The organism is Actinomycetes bacterium, assembly GCA_036510875.1.
GTDB lineage: Bacteria > Actinomycetota > Actinomycetes > Prado026 > Prado026 > DATCDE01.
In genome coordinates, this window is the sequence record DATCDE010000299.1 from 1 (window position 1) to 22,273 (window position 22,273).

The following is a 22,273-nucleotide window of genomic DNA, read 5'->3' on the forward strand; positions in this document are numbered from 1 at the left end:
GGGGAACCCATACGTCGCGCTGGGCGCCCCGACGCCCGACTCCGGGTGCCAGTAGTACGGGTAGGACGGGTCCGCGGGCATCACGTCGTCCATGACGCCCTCGAACTTGGTGAGGTCGCCGGAGTCCGGCGTCACGTGCGCGCCGTCCAGCAGGTCGATGTACCAGCGCAGCTCGTTGTGCTGGCAGTTGTCGGTGTTGTCGCCGGTGACGACGGTGAACTGCAGCGGGCTGCCGGTGGCCGGGCCGCGGCGCACCTTGCGCAGCTGCCGCACCATCGCGTCACTGACCTGGGCGCTGAGCAGCTCCTGCGGCCGGTAGGCGCTGGTGAGATCGGACACTACGCCGCCGTAGACGTCGAAGTACTCGAAGCGCAGGGGCGACTGGACGTCCATCACGTGGATGTCGGTCAGCTGCGCGAACGAGGCCAGCACCTTCCGGTCGCGCAGCCGCCGCTCGGCTGCCGTGCTCATCGACAGGCCGGCCAGCTCGCCGCGCACGAGGTAGGGCTCGCCCTCGGCGGAGGTCAGTGGCGTGTACCCGCCGGCCCCCTGCGGCCCTCGCACGATGGTCCGGTCGAGGGTCGTGCCGTCGCCGTCCGGCCAGCCGCCGTGCCCGTTGTTGCCGCCATGGCCACCGTCGGCGGCCGCGGTGCCGGTGGTCAGCCCGCCCACCCCCGCGGCTCCGGCCGCCCCGATCGCGCCCTTGAGGAACGTTCTCCGCGTGAACTCCATGGCGCGCCTCCCGCGTCGGCGAATGCTCGCTAGCGAAGCACTGCGGGGCGCCGCTGTCGACCCTTTCGTCGCAGCCTTCGAGGGGAGGCTCAGTGCGGGTTATGGGCCGCCCGGACGCCGACAACGCGCACCGGCGCTCCACTCGCGGGGCGGGCTGCGCCGAACGGGTGAATCCAGCCGGTATCTGGCGCCAACGCGTAACCAAACCGGCGCGCCCAGCGATGTCCACTGCGTCCGACCCCTCACTTCCCGAAGGAGATCGCCGTGCTCGAACCCGACAGCCCCTGGCGCCGCATCGTCTGCCTCCGCTACGGCGCCAAGGCCGGAGTCGCGGCCGTCGTCGGCTCACTCGCCCTAGGCGGCGTCGCCGCCGCCGCAACCGGCACGATGCCCGGCCCGCTGCAGGACGTCGCCCACTTCCTCGGCGCGTCCAGCTCGGTCTCCACCGCGTCGGAGTCCAGCGAGCCGCACGCCACCGAGTCCAGCTCGCAGACGGCGGAGCCCAAGGAGTCGGAGTCGAGCGCGACCACCGGCACCACGACTCCGCCGACGACCGGCACCACGACGCCCACCACCGACGCGACGCTCGTCCCGACCACGGGGCCCGATCCGCTCGGCCCGGCCGCGTTCGGGCTGTGCCACGCGTTCGGCGACAAGCTGTGGGGCCACGAGGCGTCCGAGTCCGCGCCGCCCGCCCCGAGTGGGACGACGACCGGGACCTCCACGGGCACCACGACTGCGACCACGACCGGCACCACCACGACCGGCACCACCACGACCAGCGGGACGACGACCACGACCGGCCGCGAGGACCAGGACGGCCGCAAGGACGACAACCCGTCGGTCGCCTACGCGAACCTCAAGGCCGCCGCCCAGTCCAAGGGGCTGACCGTGGTCGAGTTCTGCCAGGTCGTGATCGAGAACCACGGCGTCCCCAGCGTCTGGCCGACCCCGGGCTCGACGGCGACGCCGGGCACCACGGCGACCGGCACGACCACCACCACTCCCACGACTCCGGTCACCGAGCCGGAGCAGGAGCACCACAACCGCACCGGCAACGGCAACGGGAACGGCAACGGCAACGGCAACGGTCACTCGGGTGACCGGTCGCACGGCCACGGCCGCGGCTGACCACTAGCCGCTGACCGCCAGCGCCTCCGCGAGTGGACGCTGGGGGAGCGTTAGGAGGGCCTCGAGGGGCCATAACGCTCTCCTGGAGTCCACTCGCGGAGGCGTTTGGCCGTGCTCAGTCCTGGGCGGCCGGGATCCCGCCGGCCAGCAGCGCCGCGTCGTCCGGCACCGAGTGCTTCACCAGCGCCAGCGCGATCGGGCCCAGCTCGTAGTGCCGCGCCGCCGTCCCCACGAAACCGACCGACCGCGAGTCAGCGCCCTCGGAGGCGATCGCCAGTGGGTCGCCGTGCTCGGGCAGCGAGGCGTCCGAGCCGTCGAGGTGCAGCAGCACCATCCGTCGCGGCGGGCGGCCGAGGTTGTGCACCCGGGCCACGGTCTCCTGACCGCGGTAGCAGCCCTTGTCCAGGTGGACGGCGACGTCGATCCAGCCGACCTCGGCCGGGATGGTGCGGTGGTCGGTCTCGAAACCCAGCCTGGGGATTCGGGCGGCGACGCGCAGCGCCTCCGCAGCCCACAGGCCTGCCACGCCGGGGGCGGAGTCGAGCACCGACTCGAGGTCGGGGCGGGGCACCAGCCGGTCGCCGTCCGCGCCGCGCACGACCGCCCAGTCGGCAGTCACGTCCGTGATGGTGACCTGCGACCAGAAGACCATCGTGGCGAGGTACTCGAGCAGGGCGTCCTGGCTACCGGGCTCGACGTGGGCCAGCACGGTCGTGCCGTCGTCCACCAGGGTGAGGTGGTGCTCGACGTGGCCGTTCGGTGACAGGATCAGCGCCTGGGTCCAGGTGCGCGGTGGCAGCGCGGTGAGGTGCTGCGAGGTCAGCGAGTGCAGCCAGGTGAGGCGGTCGGGACCGGAGACGGCGATGACCGGGCGGTGGCTGAGGTCGACGAGCGCGGCGCCCGTCTCGAGGGCGCGCTGCTCGGCGTAGGGGTCGCCGTAGTGCCAGGGCGCGCCGGCGTCCGGGCCGGACTCGACCGGGACCGCGGCCGCGCGCACGCCGCTCACTGGTGCGGCCCCGTGCGGGTAAGCGCTGCGGCCGCGCACTGGGCGCAGTGCCCGGTGATTGCCATGTGCTCCACGTCCGTGGTGAACGCGTAGCGCTGCGCTAACCTTCCCACCAGCTCGTCGGCCAGCGCGATGTCGGCCTCCTGGACCGCGCCGCAGACGGTGCAGACCAGATGGAGGTGGGCGTGGTCGTGCGCCGCATGGTAGGCCGGCGGGCCGGATCCGAGGTGGGCGTGGCGGACCAGGCCGACGTCCTCGAGGACCTCGAGCGTCCGGTAGACCGTGGACAGGTTGACCCCGCTGGCCGACTTCTGCACCTCGGCGCAGATCGCCTCGGGGGTGGCGTGGCCGAGCCGCTCGACCGCCTCGAGGACCAGCTGGCGCTGCGGGGTCAGCCGCAGTCCGCGCTCATGCAGCCGCGACTGCAACTCGTCGTCGTGGTCGTCGTCCGCGGGCACCCGGCTACTCGACCCGCTTGAGCCGCGCGGACAGGTGGGCCTGCAGCGGCTGTCCCATCGCGGCCATGTCGTAGGCCCACATCAGCTCGCCCTCGACCAGGCCGTACAGGCGGTGGCCGGCCGTGTACTCCTTGGCGGTGGCGGTGCGGACGACCACGTCGGTGGAAATCTCGACCTTCGCGCCGCCGATGTGCCCGATCCACAGCTCGGCGAAGCCGGTGGGGTGGGCCATGGTGACCTCGAGGGTGCCGTCCGGCTGGGGGCGCCAGTAGCCGGTCTCGGCGGCGCCGGGGCGCAGCTTGTTGCCGTCGTCGTCCAGGATCCAGCTGCGCGAGAAGTAGGCGAGGAACGGCTTGCCGACGTGGCCGAAGGTGACCTCCTGCCCGAACTGGAAGCTGTCGATCGTCGGGTAGCCGCCGACGCCAGCGCCCTCCCAGCGGCCGATCAGCCAGGCCAGCGCGACGAGCTCGGGCGGCAGGTCGGGGGTGATCTGCACGCCGGTCAGCCCGTCAGTCCTGGCCCTGGAACAGCTTGTAGACGACGTACACCGCGAACCACGTGATGAGCGCGGCGACGACGATCAGCAGCCCGGTGAAGAAGCCCTCCAACATGGCAACCACTCTAGCCACCCTCCCCCTGCTGCCGATGGAGGACCTTCACTGACTGTCTACGGAGCGCTTGGTGCGGTAATCGAACCGGTTGATCACTGAACGCAATCAACCGGAAACTGCTGCAGGACAAAGCGATCCGGGGGTATGGCCACCTGCGAGAGAAGGGTTAGCGTCGCGGCGAGGCGCCCCGGTATTCACCGACGAAGAGCGCCCCTGAGGGGACACTCGTGATCCGCGCTCGCCATGGCGGGGCTGTCGCTGTCGGCGCCGCCGTCCTGCTCGCCCTCGCCAGCGCCACCAGCGCCGGTGCGGCCATCGCCCCTCCGGGTACGGGAGGCTAGGAGTTCCCGAACACCCCGAGGCGGACGCCGTCAACCGCGACATCCCCAGCTCGATGAGCGCCGCGCAGGTGCCCTCGTCGCACGTGCCCCGGCCGACCTGCCTGTCGGTCGCCGGCTCCGACGCGACGTCGACCATCACCGGGCTCACCCTGAAGGGCCAGCGGACCGCCGACGACGGCAACCAGTTCTTCGTCGAGCCCCCCGACCAGGCCCTGTGTGTCGGTAGCGGCACCGTGGTCGAGGCGGTCAACGACGTCTTCCGCATCCACACCGCAACCGGCGCCTCCGATCCGATCTCGCTGACCAGGTTCTTCACCGGTGAGTCGCAGATCATCCGGGCGACCGAGACCACGCCGGTGACGTACGGACAGTTCCTCTCAGACCCGAACTGCCACTTCGACCCGGGCACCCACCGCTTCTTCATGACCATCCTGGAGAACGACCAGAACCCCGCGACCGGCGCGTTCGGGCCCCGCACGGCGACGTACATCGCCGTCAGCAAGTCGTCGACGCCGACCACCGACGCTGCGTCCTGGCACTTCTACACGATCGACACCACGAACGACGGCACCGCGGACTAGCCCGGCGTGGGCATCCTGCCGAGCTCGCCGGCGTCCTCGCAACTGTTGCCGAACCACCCCGGCTGCCCATGCCTGGGTGACCAGCCGCTGGTCGGTGCGGACCGGTACGGCTCCTACGTAACCACCAACGAGCTCAGCCTCGACGGCCCGGAGTTCACCGGTGCGCAGATCTACACGCTGCACAAGGCCGCCCTGGAGAACGGCACCTTCACGATGCAGGCCATCTACGGCAGTCCTATCGCCCTGGCCGAGGGTCCGGCGTACTCGCTTCAGCCGGCCACCTCACCGACCTCCAGTGACTGGTCCGCCGACAACAACGCAACCGCGTACTTCCTGTCGGCGCTGGACTTCAACGCCACCCTGGACAACCGGGTCGCCGAGTGGCGGCTGACGAACACGAAGTCCCTGGCGACCTCGACGCCGAACGTGACCCTGGAGACGCCGACCGGTCATCGTCTCCGAGGTGTACGGCCAGCCGCCGGCGGTGATGCAGAAGTCCGGCTCGACTCCGCTGGCTGACCTGCTCACGGAGCGCGAGAACCTGCTCAACTCCAACGACGATCGGATGAACCAGGTCATCCTGCAGGGCGGGACGCTGTGGGGCGCGGTCAACACGGTCGTGAAGACCAGCAACGGTCCTACGCAGACGGGGATCGCCTGGTTCTCGGTCGACGCCAAGAAGGGCACGATGTCCAACCAGGGCTACGTCGCGGTGAACAACCAGAGCGTGTTCTTCCCGTCCATCGCGATGAACTCCAGCGGCACCGGCGCCATGACGTTCTCGCCGTCCGGAACGGGCTACTACCCGTCCAGCGCCTACGTGCGCATCGGATCGGGTGGCACGACCGGCCCGGTCCGGATCACGGGCGGCGGAGCCGCACCGGCCGACGGGTTCACCGGGTACCAGGCCTTACGGTGGCAGCGGCGTCGAGCGCTGGGGTGACTACTCAGCGGCCGTGCCGGACTGTCGGACCGGTGACATCTGGGTCGCCGCGGAAGACATCCCCGGCACCTTCGGATGGGGCTTCCCGGACGGCAACTACCTGGCCAACTGGGGCACGACGATCACCAAGGTGAGCGTCGGCTCGTCGTTCCACTAGAAGTCAGCGGCAGGCCGGGGGCCGGGGTGCGCACACGTGCGCGCCCCGGCCCCTTCACACCGCAAAGGGGTCAGGAGGAGAAGGTGACGTTGGTGCCGGTGAGCATGAGCTCGAGGCCCGGCTCGGACGACGACACCGACGTCAGCCGGACCCCGCCCGGCAGCCCGGACACCGGCACCGTGAACGTCAGCAGCTCCAGCAGCTGAGCCGGCAGCAGCGAGCCCAGCGAGGCCCCACCGACGTCCACCGACACGGCTGACACCTTCACCCCGCCCTCGACGACCGCCACGGTGGCCAGCCCGGACAACGGCACGGCCAGCCCGAGCACCGTCACCGTCCGGCTGACCCGGACCTGGTCCGGCGACGGCCCCGCCGACAAGTCGACACCCGGCACCGGTGCGGCCGCGGCCAGGTCCGCCCAGTGCAGCAACGCGAGCCCTACGGCTGACTCCGCGGTCACCGACGACGAGCCCTCCAGCCGCACCTGGTGCAGCGTCGCCGTCATCGACGCCACCGGCACGGTCGCGGTGGGCACGTCCACCGCCGAGATCCGCACCTCGTCGTAGACACCCTTGAACGCCTGGGTGACGAACGGGAACCCGGCGATCGTCACCGACGGGCGGGACGACGTGTGAAGCGCCGACTGCAGCGCCGCACCCGCGCGCCACCCGGCCAGCGCCGCGGCGCCCCGGTCGGCCGCCACCACCAGCACCCCGAGCACCAGCAGGACGACGACGACCGTGCGGGCCACCGACCCGCCCGTGCGCGCCGATGCCATCGACGATCAGCCGCCCGCGAACGGCGGCAGCGCCTCGACCACCGACCCGGCCGGCGTCCGGACCTCGGTCTGCGGACGAACCCCGGCCGGCGCGCCGTCGACCAGGAACGAGCAGCGCGCCAGCACCCGGGCCAGCCGCTCGTCGCCGTCGCGCCGCGCGACCGCCTCCCGAACCACGTCGGCCAGCGTCGCGCAGCCGGCGAAGGACTCCTCGGCCACCCCGGCCGCCTCCTTCGCGGCGGCCCAGTACCGCAGCGTCACGCTCACCCGACCATCATCGCCCACCGACGGCCCCCGCTGCCCAGGCCCAGATCCGCGCGGTCAGCTCCGATGAGATCGCGTTCTCGGCGTGTCCGAACCCCGGCTCGACCCACAGCTGCGCGGTCGGCCCCGCAGCCGCCGCCAGCTGCTCGGCGTGGTCGAGCGGGAAGTACCGGTCATGGGTGCCATGGACGACGAGCAGCGGCACCGGCGCGATCGACCCGGCCAGCGCCCGGGGCTCGGCCGGCAGCGGGTCCCAGCCGTCCGCGGCGATCCGGGTGCGCAGCCCGACCCGGGCCGCCAGCCGCCCGGACGGCCGCTCCACCACCCGGTGCAGCATCCGCATGGCCGGCGTCCCCCGGTAGTACCAGCGGGCCGGGCCGCTCACCGACACCACGGCGTCCACCCCACGCAGCATCGCCGCGTGCCGTACCACGACCGAGCCGCCCATCGAGAACCCGAGGGTCACCACCCGGGCGTATCCCAGCAGCCGCGCCCACCTCACCGCGGCGTCCAGGTCGAGCACCTCGAGGTCCCCCACCGTCGAGGCGCCGCCGGAGCGTCCGTGCCCGCGGAAGTCCAGCGCCACCACCCCGGCGCCCGCACCGGTCAGGACGTCGGCCACCCGGAGCAGCCCCGGCGAGGTCGACGACCCGCTGAACCCGTGCGCCAGCACCACCGCCGTCGGGGGCGCCGACGACGCGGCACCGGGCGGCGCACCCGCCGGCGGCCAGTGCAGCGCGGACACCCGGATCCCGTCGGCGGCCACCAGCGTCCGCCGCTCGGCCGGCCGCCGTCCGCCCGCCGACCGCCGCCCGTGATCGCCGTCTAAGGCAGCAAGCCGCCCGAAACCGGCCCGATCCTCCCGGAAACGGCGATCATGGGACGAGGCAGCGACCCCGGACGACGACGAATCCACATCCGCTATCCTCTCCCCTAGGGATCCGGGCACCGTCGCCAGACGTTCCACCGGGTCCTTTGCCGTTTTCTGGGAGCAGGTCCAGCGAGAGGAGCCAGCCGGTGAGCCAGCTGCTGCTGCTGACCAGCACGATGCAGCCGTCGTCCGAGGTGCTGCCCGCGCTGGGGCTGCTCATGCACCAGGTCCGGATCGCCCCGGCCGAGGCCACCGCCCTCATCGACGCGCCGGTCTGCGACCTGCTGCTCGTCGACGGCCGCCGCGACCTGCCGCACATACGCGGGCTGTGCCGGCTGCTGCGCACCACCGGCGTCGACGTCCCCGTCGTGCTCGTGGTCACCGAGGGCGGGATGGTCGCCGTCAGCGAGGACTGGGGGATCGACGACGTCCTGCTGGAGACGGCCGGCCCGGCCGAGGTGGAGGCCCGGATCCGGCTGGCCATCGGCCGGCTGGCCGCGGCCCGCGACGGCGACTCCGACGCCCCCGCCGAGATCCGCGGTGGTGACGTCGCCATCGACGAGGGCGCGTACAGCGCGAAGGTGAAGGGTCGCACGCTCGACCTCACCTTCAAGGAGTTCGAGCTGCTGAAGTTCCTGGTCCAGCACCCGGGCCGGGTGTTCAGCCGGGCCCAGCTGCTGCAGGAGGTCTGGGGCTACGACTACTACGGCGGCACCCGAACGGTCGACGTCCACGTGCGCCGGCTGCGGGCCAAGCTCGGCCCCGAGCACGAGGCCCTGATCGGCACCGTGCGCAACGTCGGCTACCGCTTCGTGCTCCCGCCGCGCCCCGAGGACCGCAGCCCCGTCCTCGCGTGAGCGACCGCATCGACCCGGCCGACGCCCGCATCGAGGTGGTCGGTCGGCTCGACACCGCGGAGATCCGTCGGGTCGCGCTGCTGGTCGAGCGGGCCACCGAGGTGGACGGCGTGCGTCCCCTGTCCGAGCACGTCTCCCTGCACCTGCGGCACGGCGGCGACGCCCCAGGCCGCAACTTGCTGCTCTACCTGCCCGGCGACCGGCTGGCCGGCTACGCCCACCTCGACGTCACCGACGCCGTCGAGGGCTCCAGCGCCGAGCTGGTCGTCGACCCCGAGCTGCGCCGGCACGGGCTGGGCCGGCTGCTCGTCCAGCACCTGCGAGCCGAGTCCCCGGACGGCCGGCTGCGGCTGTGGTCGCACGGCACCCAGGCCGGGGCCGTCGCGCTGGCCGCCCGCCTCGGCTTCACCCACACCCGCTCGCTATGGCAGATGCGCCGCTCGCTGTTCGCCCGGCTGCCCCGGCCGCAGCTGCCGCAGCACCTCTCCGTCCGGACCTTCGTGCCGGGGGCGGACGACGACGCCTGGGTCGCGCTCAACCACGCGGCGTTCGCCGGTCACCCCGAGCAGGCCGACTGGATGCTGGCGGACCTGCACCTGCGGATGGCCGAGCCGTGGTTCGACCCGGCCGGGTTCTTCCTGGCCGCGGACGCCGACGGCCGGCTGGTCGGCTTCCACTGGACCAAGGTGCACGGCGGCACCGAGCACACCCACGACGGACACGGCCATGAGCCGATCGGCGAGGTGTATGTGGTCGGCGTCCACCCCTCGCAGCGCGGCGGCGGGCTGGGCCGCGCGCTCACCCTGATCGGGTTGCGGCACCTGCGCGGGCTCGGCCTGTCCGAGGCGATGCTCTACGTGGACGCGGACAACGCCGCCGCCATCGGCCTGTACACGGCCCTCGGCTTCACCCACTGGGACACCGACGTCCTGTTCCGCGCCTGACCCCGTCGACCTGTCAGGGACAGGACGGCGTATCCGTCGTCCTGACCCTGACACGTCGAAGGGAGTGACACCATGGGCAGATGGACGAGGACCCCGGGGTGAGCGCGCTGAGCGACATGTCCGAGATCGCCGAGATCGTGCGTGACGAGGCCCGCGACGACCTGCCCGACGGTTCGTTCGACACCGCCGAGGAGATCGCCGAGGCTGCCGCCGCCGGAGCGGCGCTCGGCATCCCCGATCTGCCCGAGAACCGGTTCTACGACCGCGAGCTGTCCTGGCTGGCGTTCAACCAGCGGGTGCTCGAGCTGGCCGAGGACCCGGACCTGCCGCTGCTCGAGCGGGCCAAGTTCCTGGCCATCTTCGGCAGCAACCTGGACGAGTTCTACATGGTCCGGGTGGCCGGTCTGAAGCGGCGGATCGCCACCGGCATCGCCGTCCGGGCGGCCAGCGGGGCGCTGCCCCGCGAGGTGCTCGAGACGATCCTGGCCGAGTCCCGGGCGCTGCAGGAGCGGCACGCGGCCTGCTTCCAGAACGACGTGCTGCCGGCGCTGGCCAAGGAGGGCATCGAGCTGCTGCGCTGGAACGAGCTCACCCCGGTCGAGCGGGAGGCGGCCAGCGGGTTCTTCCAGGACCGGGTGTTCCCGGTCCTCACCCCGCTCGCCGTCGACCCGGCGCACCCGTTCCCCTACATCTCCGGGCTGTCGCTCAACCTGGCCGTCGTCGTCCGCAACCCGCAGACCGGCACCGAGCACTTCGCCCGGGTGAAGGTCCCGCCGATCCTGCCGCGCCTGTCCCGGGTCGGCGAGCAGCGGTTCGTGCCGCTGGAGGACATCATGGCCGCGCACCTGGGCCAGCTGTTCCCCGGCATGGAGGTGCTGCAGCAGCACGCCTTCCGGGTCACCCGCAACGAGGACGTCGAGGTCGAGGAGGACGACGCCGAGAACCTGCTGGTGGCCATGGAGCGCGAGCTGATGCGCCGCCGGTTCGGCCCGCCGGTGCGGCTGGAGGTCGAGCGCACCATCGACCCGCACGTGCTCGACCTGCTGGTCCGCGAGCTGAGCATCACCCCCGGCGAGGTGTTCGCGCTGCCCGGACCGCTGGACCTCACCGGGCTGTGGGCGCTCATGGGCCTGGACCGGGCCGACCTGAAGGACACGCCGTTCCTGCCCCGCACCAACCGCGAGCTGGCCGAGGCCGAGTCGGCGTCCGAGGCGGACGTGTTCACCGCCGTCCGCGACCACGACGTCCTGCTGCACCACCCGTACGACTCGTTCTCCACCAGCGTGCAGTCGTTCCTCGAGCAGGCCGCCGTCGACCCGGACGTGTTGGCCATCAAGCAGACGCTGTACCGGACCAGCGCCGACTCCCCGATCGTCGACGCGCTCATCGACGCCGCCGAGGCCGGCAAGCAGGTCCTCGTGCTGGTCGAGATCAAGGCCCGGTTCGACGAGGGCGCCAACATCAAGCGGGCCCGCAAGCTGGAGCAGGCCGGCTGCCATGTCGTCTATGGCCTGGTCGGGCTGAAGACCCACTGCAAGCTGTCCATGGTGGTGCGCCAGGAGGGCGGTGGGATCGTCCGCTACACCCACATCGGCACCGGCAACTACCACCCCAAGACGGCCCGGCTGTACGAGGACATGGGCCTGCTCACCGCCGACCCGCAGGTCGGGGACGACGTCGGCAACCTGTTCAACGTGCTGTCCGGCTACTCGATGAACACCGACTACGAGCGGCTGCTGGTCGCCCCGCACTCCATCCGGGCCGGCCTGGTCGAGCGGATCGAGCGGGAGATCGAGCACCACCGGGCCGGCCGGCCGGCCCGCATCCGGTTCAAGGTCAACTCGATCGTCGACGAGCAGATCATCGACGCGCTGTACCGCGCCTCCCGGGTCGGTGTCCCGGTCGACGTCTGGGTCCGCGGCATCTGTGCGATCCGCGGCGGCGTGCCCGGGCTGTCCGAGAACGTCCGGGTGCGCAGCATCCTGGGCCGGTTCCTCGAGCACTCTCGGGTCTACTGGTTCGAGGGCGGCGGCAACCCCGAGGTCTGGATCGGCAGCGCCGACCTCATGCACCGCAACCTGGACCGCCGGGTCGAGGCGCTCGTGAAGCTGACCGCCCCGGCGCACGTGACCGAGATCGGCGCGCTGATCGACCTCGGCTTCGACGAGGGCACCGCCTCCTGGCACCAGGGCCCCGACGGCACCTTCGTCCGGCACAACAAGACGGACGACGGCACGCCGCTGCTGGACATCCAGGCCTTCCTCATCGACCTGCACCAGCGGCGCCGGAGCCTGGTGTGACCCCAGGGCCAGCCGACCCGCAGACCGTCCGCGAGGTGGAGCACAAGCTGCGGGTGCACGGTCTGTTCGAGCTGCCCGACCTCACCGCGGCCGGCTGCGGGGTGGCCCGGGTCGAGCCGCTGCCGCGGCTGCGGCTGACCGCCGCCTACTTCGACACCGCCGACCTGCGGCTGGCCCGGCACCACGTCACGCTGCGGCGCCGGGACGGCGGCCTCGACGACGGCTGGCACCTCAAGCTGCCGGTCGACGACGCGACGCCCGCGAAGTCCGCGAGCGACCCGGCCAGCAGGGACGAGCTGCAGCTGCCGCTGTCCGCAGCCCCCGCCGACGGCCCGCCGCCGCACGAGCTGCTCGAGCTGGTCCTCGGGCTGACCCGGACCGCCACGGTGGAGCCGGTGACCACGCTGCGCAACGAGCGCCGCCCCTCCCAGCTGTTCGACGCCGACGGGCTGCTGCTCGCCGAGCTCACCGACGACTCGGTCGCCGTGGTCGACGGGGGGCACGTGACCGCCCGGTTCCGCGAGCTGGAGATCGAGCGGCGTGCGGGCAGCCCGAAGGCCCTCGCCGCCGTCGTCGCCGCCCTCGAGGCGGCCGGGGCGGTCGCGGCCGGCGACGTCAGCAAGGCCGCCCGGGCGCTGGGCCCGGCCGCCGCCGCGCCGGCGGACGTGCCCGAGCCCGGCCCGGTCCGCCCCAAGGACCCGGCCGCCGATGCGGTGACCGCCCACCTGGCCCGGCACGTGCGCGCCTTCCAGGCCCAGGACCTGCGGGTCCGGCGCGGCCTGCCGGACTCCGTCCACCAGATGCGGGTCGCCGCCCGGCGGCTGCGCAGCGGGCTGAAGGTGTTCAGCCCGCTCGTCGAGGAGCACTGGGCGGACGCCCTGCGCAGCGAGCTGGCCTGGATCGCCGGTGTCCTCGGCGGGGTCCGCGACCGCGAGGTGCTGGAGGCCCGGCTGCTGGCGCACGCCGCCGAGCTGGGAGGGCCGGACGGCGAGGCCGCCGGCGGCGCGATCCGCCGGATCCTGGACGCCGAGGTCGGTCCGGCCCGGGCGGCCGTCGACGAGGCCATGGTCGCCAAGCGGTACCTCGCCCTGCTCGACGTCCTGGTCGACGCGGTGCACTTCCCCCGGCTGACCAAGGCCGCCCAGGCCAAGTCCAGCCAGGCGCTGCCCCCGCTGGTGCACCGCACCTGGCGGCGGCTGGCGAGTGACGTGCAGCAGCTGAGGCTGGACTCCCCCGACGTCGAGTGGCACGCGGCCCGGATCGCCGCGAAGAAGGCCCGCTACGCCACCGAGGCGCTCGTCCCCGTCTTCGGGGAGCCGGCCAAGACGCTGGCCAGGCAGCTGGAGTCGGTCACCGAGCTGCTCGGGGACCACCACGACGCGGTGATCGCCGCCGACACGCTGCGCCGGTTCGCCGGCACCCGCGGGATCAGCGGGCGGGCCGGGTTCGCGCTCGGCCGGCTGCACGACGTGGAGCGGGCGCACGCCGCCGAGCTGCTGGTCCAGTTCGAGCGGACCTGGCCGGAGGTGTCGCGCAAGCGCTACCGGGCGTGGCTCGAGCCCTGAGGCCGACCGTGGCGGTGACGACCGACGAGGGCAGCGGCCCCCCGCTGATCAGGGCGGCGGGGGCGCTGCTGTGGCGCCCCGGCCCGGACGGACCGCTGATCGCCGTCGTCCACCGGGTGCGGCAACAGGACTGGAGCCTGCCCAAGGGCAAGCTCGAGCACGCCGAGCACTGGCTGACGGCCGCCGTCCGGGAGGTGCGGGAGGAGACCGGGCAGCAGGTGGCCCTGGGCCGCCCGCTGATCACACTGACCTACCCGGTGCTGGGCGTGCCCAAGGTGGTGCGCTACTGGGCGGCCAAGGGCGGTCCGCACGAGTTCGCCCCCACCCACGAGGTGGACGCCGTCGACTGGCTGACCCCGGCCGAGGCGGCGGCCCGGCTCAGCTACCCGCACGACAACGACGTGGTCGCCGCGCTGCTGGCCGCCCCTGTGGACACGGTGCCGTTCGTGCTGCTGCGGCACGCCAAGGCCACCCCGCGCCGTGCCTGGCCGGCGGCGGACGACGAGCAGCGCCCGCTCGCCCAGCGGGGCGTGGGCGAGGCGGAGCGGCTGGTGCCGCTGCTGACGGCGTACGGGATCGAGCAGGTGCACTCCTCGGACTACCGCCGCTGCGCGGACACCGTGCGCCCGTTCGCAGCGGCCTGGGAGCTGCCGGTGTGGCCCGAGCCGCTGCTGTCCGAGCGCGGCTTCGCCGCGCAGCAGGCGGACGCGGTCGAGCGGGCCAGGGCGCTGCTGCGCGAGCCGCGGTCGATCGTGCTGTGCACCCACCGCCCGGTCCTCGCCGAGCTGCTGCCCCGGCTGTTCGGCGCCCGGCCGCCCAAGCAGCTGCGCCGGACCCTGGAGCCGGGCGCCTTCGTCGTGCTGCACCGCCGCCTCGACGACCTGGGGACGGACACCGACCCGCTGGCCACCGTGGTCGCACTGGAGCGGCACCGCCCGTAGCCGGTCTTCGACCGGCAGCCAGCGAAGCGGGACCGAGACCGCTCGTTCACCGGCCGTTCATCCAGGCCCGGGTATCCGGACACCTCGTGTCCCTAGCGTCCGCGACGACGGACATCGACGAATCGAAGGAGAAGCGCGCGGTGAAGATCAACCGCTACGGCCAACTGGCCAGCGTCGCGCTGGTGGGCACTCTTGCGCTCGCCGCCTGCGGCAGCAACAGCAATGCCGGCAGCACCTCGAGCGCCTCAGGGTCAGCCTCGGGCTCCGGCAGCATCAGCTGCGCGAGCGGCAAGCTGAAGGCGTCCGGGTCCACCGCCCAGGCGAACGCCATGACCGACTGGATCAACGCCTACCAGACGGCGTGCAGTGGCGCCACGATCGAATACCAGGGCGTCGGGTCCGGCGCCGGGGTCACGGACTTCATCAACAAGCAGACCGACTTCGCCGGTTCCGACTCCTCACTCAAGGTAGACAGCGAGCAGCCGAAGGCGGACGCCCGCTGCTCCGCCGGGCCGGCCATCAACATCCCGATGGTCGGTGGCGCGATCGCGCTCACCTACAACCTCCAGGGCGTGACCAAGCTGGCCCTCACGTCGCAGACGATTGCCGGCATCTTCGCCGGCAAGATCACCAAGTGGAACGACCCGGCGATCGCGGCAGCCAACGCCGGCGTCTCGCTGCCCAGCTCGGCGATCCTCTCCTTCCACCGGTCGGACGCGTCCGGGACGACCGACAACTTCACCAAGTTCCTCAAAGCGGCCGCGCCCGCCGTGTGGACCTTCCAGGGCGGCAAGTCCTGGACCGCCCCCGGCGGCCAGGGCGCCAAGGGTAACGACGGTGTCAGCACCGGCGTGAAGAGCACCCCGAACTCGATCGGCTACGTCGAGCTGTCCTACGCGCTGAACAACAACCTGCCGGTGGCGGCGGTGGACAATGGCGCCGGCCCGGTCGACCCGACCTCTGAGACGGCGTCCAAGGCGCTCGCGAGTGCCAAGGTCACGGGAACCGGCAACAACCTGCCTCTGAAGATCAACTACAACATCAAGGACGCCTCGGCCTACCCGATCGTCCTGGTGACCTACGAGATCACCTGCGAGAAGGGCCTCGACTCGGCTCAGGCGGCGCTGGTGAAGTCCTTCCTCACCTTCACCGCCTCGGACGCCGGTCAGAGCAAGCTGTCCACGACCGGCTACGTGCCGATGAGCGGCGACCTGCTCACCAAGGTCCGGGCATCGGTCGAGGCGATCAGCTGAACCCCAGGCCGCGGCCCCGCCGTTGGTACAACGGCGGGGCCGCGGCATCCTTAGCATGACTTCACGCGCACAGCCACGGCAGGAGCAGTCCCCGTGACCATGACCCCGACCGCCACGCAGCCGCCGCCCTCGCCCGTGTCGGCGTCCCCGATCCGAGGGCGGGCGAACCGCCGCGGTGACCGGATCTTCAGTGGCCTGTCCATGGCGGCCGGGATCCTCGTGCTGGCCATCATGGCCGGCATCGGTCTGTTCCTTCTCGTGAAGGCCGTTCCCGCACTTCGCGTCAACACCGCGAACTTCCTCACCAGTTCCGTGTGGCTGCCCGACAATACCCCCTCTCGTTTCGGGATCGCGGCGCTGGCCTTCGGCACCGTGATGTCCTCGCTCATCGCGATGGTGCTCGCCGTCCCGGTGGGCTACGGCATCGCGCTGGCCCTGGCCCACTACGCGGCGAAACGCATCGCCGTGATCCTTGCCTTCATCGTGGACCTGCTCGCCGCGGTGCCCTCGATCATCTTCGGGCTGTGGGGGCTGGCCTGGCTGATGCCCCGCACCTTCGGCCTGTTCGCCTGGCTCAACGACCACCTCGGCTGGATTCCGATCTTCAGGAACGACCTCGGTGTCTACACGCGGTGCCTGGCGCTGGCCGGCATCGTACTGGCAATCATGATCCTGCCGACGGTCTCAGCGATCAGCCGCGAGGTCTTCGTCCAGGTCCCGCCAGCCCACATCGAGGCCTCGCTCGCTCTCGGCGCCACCCGGTGGGAGATGGTCCGGATGGCGGTCATCCCGTTCAGCAAACCGGGGATGATCAGCGCGGCGATGCTTGGGCTCGGACGCGCGCTCGGCGAGACGATCGCCGTGGCCCTGGTGCTGTCCGCAACGTTCAACATCAACTGGCACCTGACCGAGCCCGGAGGCAACTCCTTCGCCGCGAACATCGCGCTGAAGTTCAACGAGGCCGGCCCTACCGGACAGGGTGCTCTCATCGCCGCCGGGCTCGTGCTGTTCGTCCTCACCCTCGCCGTCAACATCGTCGCGCGGCTGTTCATCGCCCGGCGAGCGGCATTCTCGGGGGCCAACTGACATGGCCTTGAGCACCGCCGGACCCACGTCCAGCCTCCACCAGACCCTCACCGGCGGAAAGCTGCCAGGCTGGGCGCCCTGGGTCTGCGCCGCCGGCTCGGTCCTTGCCGCCGTCGCGCTGATCGCCGTCCTTCCGGTGAACGGGCGAGCCCAGACGATCATCCTTGCCGTGCTGCTGTTCGTGGGCTCACAGACGGCGTGGAGCTTCGCGGTAGAGGGCCGACGGCATGCGGTGGACCGGCTGGTCACGACGCTGATCTACTCCGCGGGCGTCATCGCCCTGGTGCCGCTCGTAGCCATCCTGGCCACCGTGATCATCAAGGGACTGAAGGTCTTCTCCGGCTACTTCCTCCTGCACTCGATGCGCAACGTCAGCCCTCTGCATCCGGGCGGGGGCGTCTACCACGCGATCATCGGCACCCTGGAAGTGGTCGGGATCGCGGCCATCATCGGCATCCCGATCGGCGCGCTGGTCGCGATCTACCTGGTCGAGTACGGCGCCGGCAAGCGGCTGGCCTACTGGGTAACGTTCTTCGTCGACGTGATGACCGGCATCCCCTCGATCGTGGCTGGCCTGTTCGTCTACACCGGGCTGATCCTCACCCTCGGCTGGCAGCGGACCGGTTTCACCGGGGCGCTGTCCTTGACCATCTTGATGATCCCGGTCATGGTGCGCTCCACCGAGGAGATGCTCAAGCTGGTGCCGAACGAGTTGCGCGAGTCCGCGTACGCGCTCGGGGTGCCGAAGTACAAAACCATCCTGCGCGTCGTCGTCCCGACCGCGCTATCGGGGATCATCACCGGCGCCATGCTGGCGGTGGCCCGGATCACCGGCGAGACCGCGCCGCTGCTGCTCACCATGTTCATCTCGGCGTCGATCAACTTCAGCCCGTTCACGGACCCGCAGGCAACCCTGCCCACGTTCATCTGGGACCAGATCGCCCGCGGCACCCCAGCCTCGCTGGATCGTGCCTGGGCGGCCGCGCTCACCCTCATCTTGATCGTGGTGTTGCTCAACCTGATGGCCCGGCTGCTCGGCCGAGTCTACCGAGTCAAGTAGTCACCCTGGAGCTGCCGCGTATGGCCAAGCGGATCGACGTCTCAGACCTCGACATCTACTACGGCGATTTCAAGGCCGTCGAGGGTGTCTCACTGTCGGTGGAGCCGCGCTCCATCACCGCCTTCATCGGGCCGTCCGGCTGCGGCAAGTCCACCGTGCTGCGCACCTTGAACCGGATGCACGAGGTGCTCCCCGGGGCGCGAGCCGAGGGCAAGGTGCTGCTGGACGGCGAGGACATCTACGCCAGTGACGTCGACCCGGTCAACGTGCGCCGAACCATCGGCATGGTGTTCCAGAAGCCGAACCCGTTCCCCACCATGTCGATCTACGACAACGTGGTGGCCGGGCTGAAGCTGCAGGGCCGGCGGAAGAAGTCCGATCTCGACGACATCGTGGAGAAGTCACTGCGCGGCGCCAACCTGTGGGAGGAGGTCAAGGACCGGCTGCCCCGGCCCGGCAGCGGGCTGTCCGGCGGGCAGCAGCAACGGCTGTGCATCGCCCGGGCGATCGCCGTGGAGCCGGCCGTCCTGCTCATGGATGAGCCCTGCTCCGCGCTCGACCCGATCTCCACCTTGGCGATCGAAGACCTCATGCAGGAGCTCAAGGCGGACTACACGATCGTGGTCGTCACCCACAACATGCAGCAGGCCGCCCGAGTGAGCGACCACACTGGCTTCTTCAACATCGCCGCCACCGGTAAGCCCGGCAAGTTGATCGAGATGGACCAGACCGAGAAGATCTTCAGCAACCCCTCCGAGAAGGCCACCGAGGACTACATCACCGGCCGCTTCGGGTAGGGGCGAGGCCCAGGACGGCGTCGATCTCGGCGGTGGACATCGGGCCGTCGTGGCTGGACGCAGCGATGACCAGCTCGCCGTACAGCTCGATCTCGGCGAGCACCTCGGCGTCGTGCAAGCGGGTGTCCGGCGTCACCCCTCAAGACTAGGCGGAGACCGGCGCACAGGGCATGACCCGTCCGGGCGGTTCGGCCACCACCCGCCCGAGGCAGCCCGGCTGGCTCAACCGGATTGGCTCAGCCGGGCTGACCCTCCGCGTCCACCACGGCCCGGTCGGTCATCCGCTCCCGAAGGAACTCGGTGATCCGCAGGTGATCCGGGTCGGCGGCGTAGGTCCGGTAGTCCTCCCGGCTCGCGTGCGTGGTCACCAGGACCAGGTCCCAGGACTTGGGCGTGCGCTCGACGTCCAGCCCCACCCACAGCCCGTCCAGCCCTTGGACCTGCCCCGGCAGGGTCTCGAGCAGCCGCTTGGACTCCGACGCGTCGGCCGGGTCGTCGAACCGGAAGAGCACGGTGTGGGTGAACATGCGAGCCATTGTGGCAGGTCATCTGAACAAAAAGTCCGGTCCCCTCGCGGAGACGGGATCCCGCCGGTTACCGTGGCAAGCGTGACCGAGTCCGGGGTGACGGAGCGTTCGACGCTCGACCCTGGCCCGCGCCTGGTCGAGGCCGACAGCGCGGTCTCGGTCGAGGTCGAGGCCCGGGCCATCCACTCGGTCCACCTGGTCGAACACCATCAGTTCAGCGTGGCGGTCTGCGACACCTGCGGCTGGCGCAGCTTCGCCCGCCGGTCGCGCCCGCTGGCCCGCGACGAGGGCCGCGACCACGAGGTGCTGCACAACCCCCGCTGAGGTCCTCCCCGAGCGGCTCGCGACTCCTTGATCACCGTGAGCGGGAGGATCGCGCCCGTTCAGGGCGGCTTCCTCCCGCAACCAGCGATCTTGGACGGCGGTGTCGCCGCCGTGCGGGGCGCTCAGGGGGCGGCGGACCGGACCCGCTCGCGCACCTTGGCCTGGTTGGCCGCTCCCAGCCGGTGGAACAGCCCGGCCAGCCGCAGTGCCGGGCCCGGCACCGCCGCGATCAGCCGCACCTGGGCGCCCCGCCAGCGCGGCACCGCCCGGTACGGCTGCGGCCGCTCCAGCAGCCGCAGCCCCGCGGCGGCCACCTCCTGCGGCGTCACCAGCCGCATCCCGCTGAACGTCATCGCGATCGCCGGGTCGTCCAGCAGGGGCTCGATCATCGGGGTGAGCATGCCGTCCGGGCACAGCACCGACAGGTGGACGCCGGCCAGCCCGTGCCCGCGCAGCTCCGCCTGCAGGCCCAGCGTGTACGCCAGCACCGCGTGCTTGGTCGCCGCGTAGACGCACTCGCCCGGCACCGGCACCCACGACGCCAGCGACCCCACGTTGACCACGTGCCCGCGGCCGGCTGGGCCGCGGTCCCGCATGACCGAGACGGCCGCCCGGGTCCCGTTGATCACCCCGAGCAGGTTGACCTCCACGACCCGCCGGACGACGCCGTCCGGCTGGGTGGCGGCGTCGCCCGCGCCGAGCACGCCCGCGTTGTTGACCCACACGTCGGGGTCGATGTCGCGGGCCAACGCCCGGCAGGCGTCCGGGTCACGCACGTCGAGGACGACGTCGGCGCCCTCCAGGTCGGCGCCCACCACCCGGTAGCCGGCATCCCGCAACGCCGTCACGAAAGCCGAACCGAGACCGCCTGCCGCGCCGGTCACCACCGCCGTCCGCTGCGTCATCCCCCGGAGCCTACGGCGGCGCCCGGAGGGACCGACGGCCCTTCCTCGAACCGCTCCGGCGGCGCGACCGTAGATATATGACTGAGGTGATCCACACCCGGGGCCTGACCAAGTTCTACGGTCACCAACGCGGGATCGAGGACCTCGACCTGCAGGTCGAGCCGGGCGAGGTGTTCGGCTTCCTCGGCCCGAACGGTGCCGGCAAGACGACGACCATTCGGCTGCTGCTCGGGCTGATCCGGCCGACCCGAGGCGGTGCCGAGGTGCTCGGGCTGGACCTGCGCCGGCAGGGCGTCGAGATCCGCACGCGAGTCGGGTACCTGCCCGGCGACCTGGCGCTGTACGACCGGATGCGCGGCCACGACCTGCTGGAGTTCCTCGGCCGGATGCGCGGCGACGTCCCGGCGTCGGCGTACCGGTCCCTGGCCGAGCGGTTCGAGCTGGACCTGCAGCCGCGTGTGCGGGAGCTGTCCAAGGGCAACCGGCAGAAGCTGGGCGTCGTCCAGGCGTTCATGCACTCCCCCGACCTGCTGATCCTGGACGAGCCGACCAGCGGGCTGGACCCGTTGGTGCAGCTGGAGTTCCAGCGGCTGGTCCGCCAGACAGTGGTGCGCGGCTCGAGCGTGTTCCTGTCCTCCCACGTGCTCACCGAGGTCGAGCAGATGGCCGACCGGGCGGCCATCGTCGACCACGGTCGGCTGCTCGTGGTCGACAGCGTGGACGCGCTGCGAACCCGCGCCGCCCGCCGGGTCGAGCTGGACTTCGTGGTCGCCCCGCCGGCCGACCTCGCGACGGCGCCGGGGGTGCAGTCGGTCGAGGTCCGCGGCCCGACGGCGGTGTGCACGGTGCGCGGGCCGATCACCGGCCTGCTGAAGATGGCGGTGGACCACGGTGTCATCGACGTCCACACCCACGACCCGGATCTCGAGGACGCCTTCCTCGGCTTCGTCTCGGGAGGCAACGATGTCCACTAGCAGCCAGACGGTCGTGCTGACCGGACGCAGCGCCAGCGAACGGTGGCGCTCGGTGAGCGCGTGGGGCCTCGGCCTCGCGGCCATGGCCGCGATTGAGCTGGCGGTGTACCCGTCGATCGCCAAGTCCGGCGCGGCCATGCAGCAGTACGTCGACCAGTGGCCGGAGGCGTTCAAGCAGGCGTTCGGTCTGCAGGACTACGCGACCGGCGCGGGGTTCCTGAACGCCGAGATGTTCAGCATGATCGTGCCGCTCGGGCTGATCGCGGTGGCGCTGGGCGCCGCGGCCGCGGCCACCGCCGGTGAGGAGGAGCGCGGGACCTTGGACCTGCTGATGTCCCTGCCGGTGCGCCGCTGGAACGTGGTGCTGGCCAAGACGCTGGGGATGGTCATCGGGGTGGTCGTCGTCGGCGTTGTGCTGGTCGTGACGATCGTGATCGGCGCGCCCATGGTCGACCTCGAGGTGACGGCCGGGCACGTGACGGCGGCCACGCTGATGTGCGGGCTGCTCGGCCTGCTCTTCGGAGCAGTGGGCCTGCTGCTCGGGGCCCTCACCGGGCACCGGGCCGTGGCGCTGGGGGCCGGGATGGGGCTGGCCCTGGCCGCGTTCCTGCTCAACGTGCTGGCGCCGATGGCGGACTGGCTGACGCCGTGGCAGAAGCTGTCGCCGTTCTACTGGGCGCTGGACAACAAGCCGCTGGCCAGCGGCGTCGACTGGGCCGGGGCCGGGCTGATGCTCGGGCTGACCGCCATGCTGGTGGCGGCGGCCGCGGTGGCCTTCGAGCGCCGGGACATCAGCACCCGCTAGCCACCCCCTCCTGGGGGTCAGGCGCGCAGGATCCGGCGGGTCGGTCAGCGCCACCCGCGCGA

At 71.7% G+C, this 22,273-nt stretch carries 28 protein-coding genes; 17 read left to right on the top strand and 11 right to left on the bottom strand.

All coding sequences use genetic code 11. The annotated features are described in order from the left end of the window. A partial coding sequence (locus VIM19_17175) for a twin-arginine translocation signal domain-containing protein (protein HEY5186587.1) occupies positions 1-732 on the bottom strand: 732 nt, incomplete at its 3' end. A gap of 264 nt (positions 733-996) precedes the next feature. On the opposite strand from VIM19_17175, the gene VIM19_17180 reads away from it, so the two are divergent. After that, positions 997-1,863 (top strand): hypothetical protein, encoded by an 867-nt coding sequence (locus VIM19_17180; protein HEY5186588.1) that lies wholly within the window; start codon positions 997-999, stop codon positions 1,861-1,863. Between the two features lie 115 nt (positions 1,864-1,978). Here the strand turns inward: VIM19_17180 and VIM19_17185 are convergent, their stop codons facing one another. From VIM19_17185 to VIM19_17195, 3 genes are read right to left on the bottom strand one after another with little or no spacing between them, the layout of a single operon-like run. Beyond that, positions 1,979-2,860 carry a folate-binding protein gene (locus VIM19_17185; protein HEY5186589.1) on the bottom strand — a complete coding sequence of 294 codons (882 nt, stop codon included), beginning with the start codon at positions 2,858-2,860 and terminating at the stop codon, positions 1,979-1,981. A 5-nt stretch (positions 2,861-2,865) separates the two neighbouring features. After that, positions 2,866-3,327, bottom strand: a complete 462-nt coding sequence (locus VIM19_17190; protein ID HEY5186590.1) for a Fur family transcriptional regulator — start codon at positions 3,325-3,327, stop codon at positions 2,866-2,868. 4 nt (positions 3,328-3,331) lie between these two features. Then, entirely contained in the window at positions 3,332-3,817 is a 486-nt protein-coding gene (locus tag VIM19_17195) for an FABP family protein (GenBank protein ID HEY5186591.1), read from the bottom strand. Positions 3,818-4,332: 515 nt separating this feature from the next. Here VIM19_17195 and VIM19_17200 point away from each other — a divergent pair. Genes VIM19_17200 through VIM19_17215 form a run of 4 tightly spaced genes read left to right on the top strand, consistent with a single transcriptional unit; the run spans position 4,333 to position 5,960 of the window. Further along, a complete protein-coding gene (locus VIM19_17200) occupies positions 4,333-4,860 on the top strand; it encodes a hypothetical protein (GenBank protein HEY5186592.1) in 528 nt (175 codons plus the stop codon). A gap of 6 nt (positions 4,861-4,866) precedes the next feature. Continuing rightward, positions 4,867-5,379 (top strand): hypothetical protein, encoded by a 513-nt coding sequence (locus VIM19_17205; protein HEY5186593.1) that lies wholly within the window; start codon positions 4,867-4,869, stop codon positions 5,377-5,379. Then, a complete protein-coding gene (locus VIM19_17210) occupies positions 5,324-5,803 on the top strand; it encodes a hypothetical protein (protein HEY5186594.1) in 480 nt (159 codons plus the stop codon). Before VIM19_17205 ends, VIM19_17210 begins: the two co-directional genes overlap by 56 nt. Before the next feature lie 13 nt (positions 5,804-5,816). Next, the gene (locus VIM19_17215; protein HEY5186595.1) at positions 5,817-5,960 is read left to right on the top strand and encodes a hypothetical protein; all 144 of its coding nucleotides are present in this window, start codon (positions 5,817-5,819) and stop codon (positions 5,958-5,960) included. A gap of 70 nt (positions 5,961-6,030) precedes the next feature. Here the strand turns inward: VIM19_17215 and VIM19_17220 are convergent, their stop codons facing one another. Genes VIM19_17220 through VIM19_17230 form a run of 3 tightly spaced genes read right to left on the bottom strand, consistent with a single transcriptional unit; the run spans position 6,031 to position 7,768 of the window. Then, positions 6,031-6,738, bottom strand: coding sequence for a DUF2993 domain-containing protein (locus VIM19_17220; GenBank protein ID HEY5186596.1), 708 nt, complete (start codon positions 6,736-6,738; stop codon positions 6,031-6,033). A gap of 6 nt (positions 6,739-6,744) precedes the next feature. Next, positions 6,745-7,005, bottom strand: a complete 261-nt coding sequence (locus VIM19_17225) for a MoaD/ThiS family protein (protein ID HEY5186597.1) — start codon at positions 7,003-7,005, stop codon at positions 6,745-6,747. A 7-nt stretch (positions 7,006-7,012) separates the two neighbouring features. Then, positions 7,013-7,768, bottom strand: a complete 756-nt coding sequence (locus VIM19_17230; GenBank protein ID HEY5186598.1) for an alpha/beta fold hydrolase — start codon at positions 7,766-7,768, stop codon at positions 7,013-7,015. A gap of 251 nt (positions 7,769-8,019) precedes the next feature. Here VIM19_17230 and VIM19_17235 point away from each other — a divergent pair, with 251 nt between their 5' ends. The 5 genes from VIM19_17235 (at position 8,020) to VIM19_17255 (ending at position 14,480) form a co-directional block, all read left to right on the top strand. After that, a complete protein-coding gene (locus tag VIM19_17235) occupies positions 8,020-8,730 on the top strand; it encodes a response regulator transcription factor (GenBank protein ID HEY5186599.1) in 711 nt (236 codons plus the stop codon). After that, on the top strand, positions 8,727-9,674 hold the full coding sequence (mshD, locus tag VIM19_17240) for a mycothiol synthase (GenBank protein ID HEY5186600.1): 948 nt from the start codon (positions 8,727-8,729) through the stop codon (positions 9,672-9,674). Before VIM19_17235 ends, mshD begins: the two co-directional genes overlap by 4 nt. An 80-nt stretch (positions 9,675-9,754) precedes the next feature. Beyond that, positions 9,755-11,974 (top strand): RNA degradosome polyphosphate kinase, encoded by a 2,220-nt coding sequence (locus VIM19_17245; protein HEY5186601.1) that lies wholly within the window; start codon positions 9,755-9,757, stop codon positions 11,972-11,974. Beyond that, the gene (locus VIM19_17250) at positions 11,971-13,539 is read left to right on the top strand and encodes a CYTH and CHAD domain-containing protein (GenBank protein HEY5186602.1); all 1,569 of its coding nucleotides are present in this window, start codon (positions 11,971-11,973) and stop codon (positions 13,537-13,539) included. Before VIM19_17245 ends, VIM19_17250 begins: the two co-directional genes overlap by 4 nt. Before the next feature lie 14 nt (positions 13,540-13,553). Continuing rightward, complete coding sequence (locus VIM19_17255; protein ID HEY5186603.1) at positions 13,554-14,480, top strand: NUDIX hydrolase; 927 nt, start codon at positions 13,554-13,556, stop codon at positions 14,478-14,480. Between the two features lie 154 nt (positions 14,481-14,634). On the opposite strand, the gene VIM19_17260 is transcribed toward VIM19_17255, so the two are convergent. Continuing rightward, on the bottom strand, positions 14,635-14,811 hold the full coding sequence (locus tag VIM19_17260; GenBank protein ID HEY5186604.1) for a hypothetical protein: 177 nt from the start codon (positions 14,809-14,811) through the stop codon (positions 14,635-14,637). Here VIM19_17260 and pstS point away from each other — a divergent pair. The 4 genes from pstS to pstB all read left to right on the top strand — a co-directional run bounded on the left by pstS (position 14,810) and on the right by pstB (position 18,676). Next, positions 14,810-15,733, top strand: a complete 924-nt coding sequence (pstS, locus tag VIM19_17265) for a phosphate ABC transporter substrate-binding protein PstS (GenBank protein ID HEY5186605.1) — start codon at positions 14,810-14,812, stop codon at positions 15,731-15,733. The genes VIM19_17260 and pstS overlap by 2 nt on opposite strands. 99 nt (positions 15,734-15,832) lie before the next feature. Beyond that, positions 15,833-16,819 (top strand): phosphate ABC transporter permease subunit PstC, encoded by a 987-nt coding sequence (pstC, locus tag VIM19_17270; protein ID HEY5186606.1) that lies wholly within the window; start codon positions 15,833-15,835, stop codon positions 16,817-16,819. A gap of 1 nt (position 16,820) precedes the next feature. Beyond that, entirely contained in the window at positions 16,821-17,879 is a 1,059-nt protein-coding gene (pstA, locus tag VIM19_17275; protein HEY5186607.1) for a phosphate ABC transporter permease PstA, read from the top strand. A 20-nt stretch (positions 17,880-17,899) separates the two neighbouring features. Continuing rightward, positions 17,900-18,676 (top strand): phosphate ABC transporter ATP-binding protein PstB, encoded by a 777-nt coding sequence (pstB, locus tag VIM19_17280; GenBank protein ID HEY5186608.1) that lies wholly within the window; start codon positions 17,900-17,902, stop codon positions 18,674-18,676. Here the strand turns inward: pstB and VIM19_17285 are convergent. Continuing rightward, positions 18,657-18,812: a hypothetical protein gene (locus VIM19_17285; GenBank protein ID HEY5186609.1), complete on the bottom strand. Its 156-nt coding sequence runs from the start codon at positions 18,810-18,812 to the stop codon at positions 18,657-18,659. The genes pstB and VIM19_17285 overlap by 20 nt on opposite strands. Before the next feature lie 100 nt (positions 18,813-18,912). After that, positions 18,913-19,203, bottom strand: a complete 291-nt coding sequence (locus tag VIM19_17290) for a Dabb family protein (GenBank protein HEY5186610.1) — start codon at positions 19,201-19,203, stop codon at positions 18,913-18,915. An 81-nt stretch (positions 19,204-19,284) separates the two neighbouring features. On the opposite strand from VIM19_17290, the gene VIM19_17295 reads away from it, so the two are divergent. Continuing rightward, positions 19,285-19,527: a hypothetical protein gene (locus tag VIM19_17295; protein HEY5186611.1), complete on the top strand. Its 243-nt coding sequence runs from the start codon at positions 19,285-19,287 to the stop codon at positions 19,525-19,527. Between the two features lie 122 nt (positions 19,528-19,649). Here the strand turns inward: VIM19_17295 and VIM19_17300 are convergent, their stop codons facing one another. Next, positions 19,650-20,432, bottom strand: a complete 783-nt coding sequence (locus VIM19_17300) for an SDR family NAD(P)-dependent oxidoreductase (protein HEY5186612.1) — start codon at positions 20,430-20,432, stop codon at positions 19,650-19,652. Between the two features lie 77 nt (positions 20,433-20,509). Between VIM19_17300 and VIM19_17305 the strand changes: the two genes are divergently transcribed. Then, a complete protein-coding gene (locus VIM19_17305; GenBank protein HEY5186613.1) occupies positions 20,510-21,406 on the top strand; it encodes an ABC transporter ATP-binding protein in 897 nt (298 codons plus the stop codon). Further along, positions 21,396-22,211: an ABC transporter permease subunit gene (locus tag VIM19_17310; GenBank protein HEY5186614.1), complete on the top strand. Its 816-nt coding sequence runs from the start codon at positions 21,396-21,398 to the stop codon at positions 22,209-22,211. The genes VIM19_17305 and VIM19_17310 overlap by 11 nt, the downstream gene beginning before the upstream one ends. Positions 22,212-22,273: the final 62 nt, after the last annotated feature.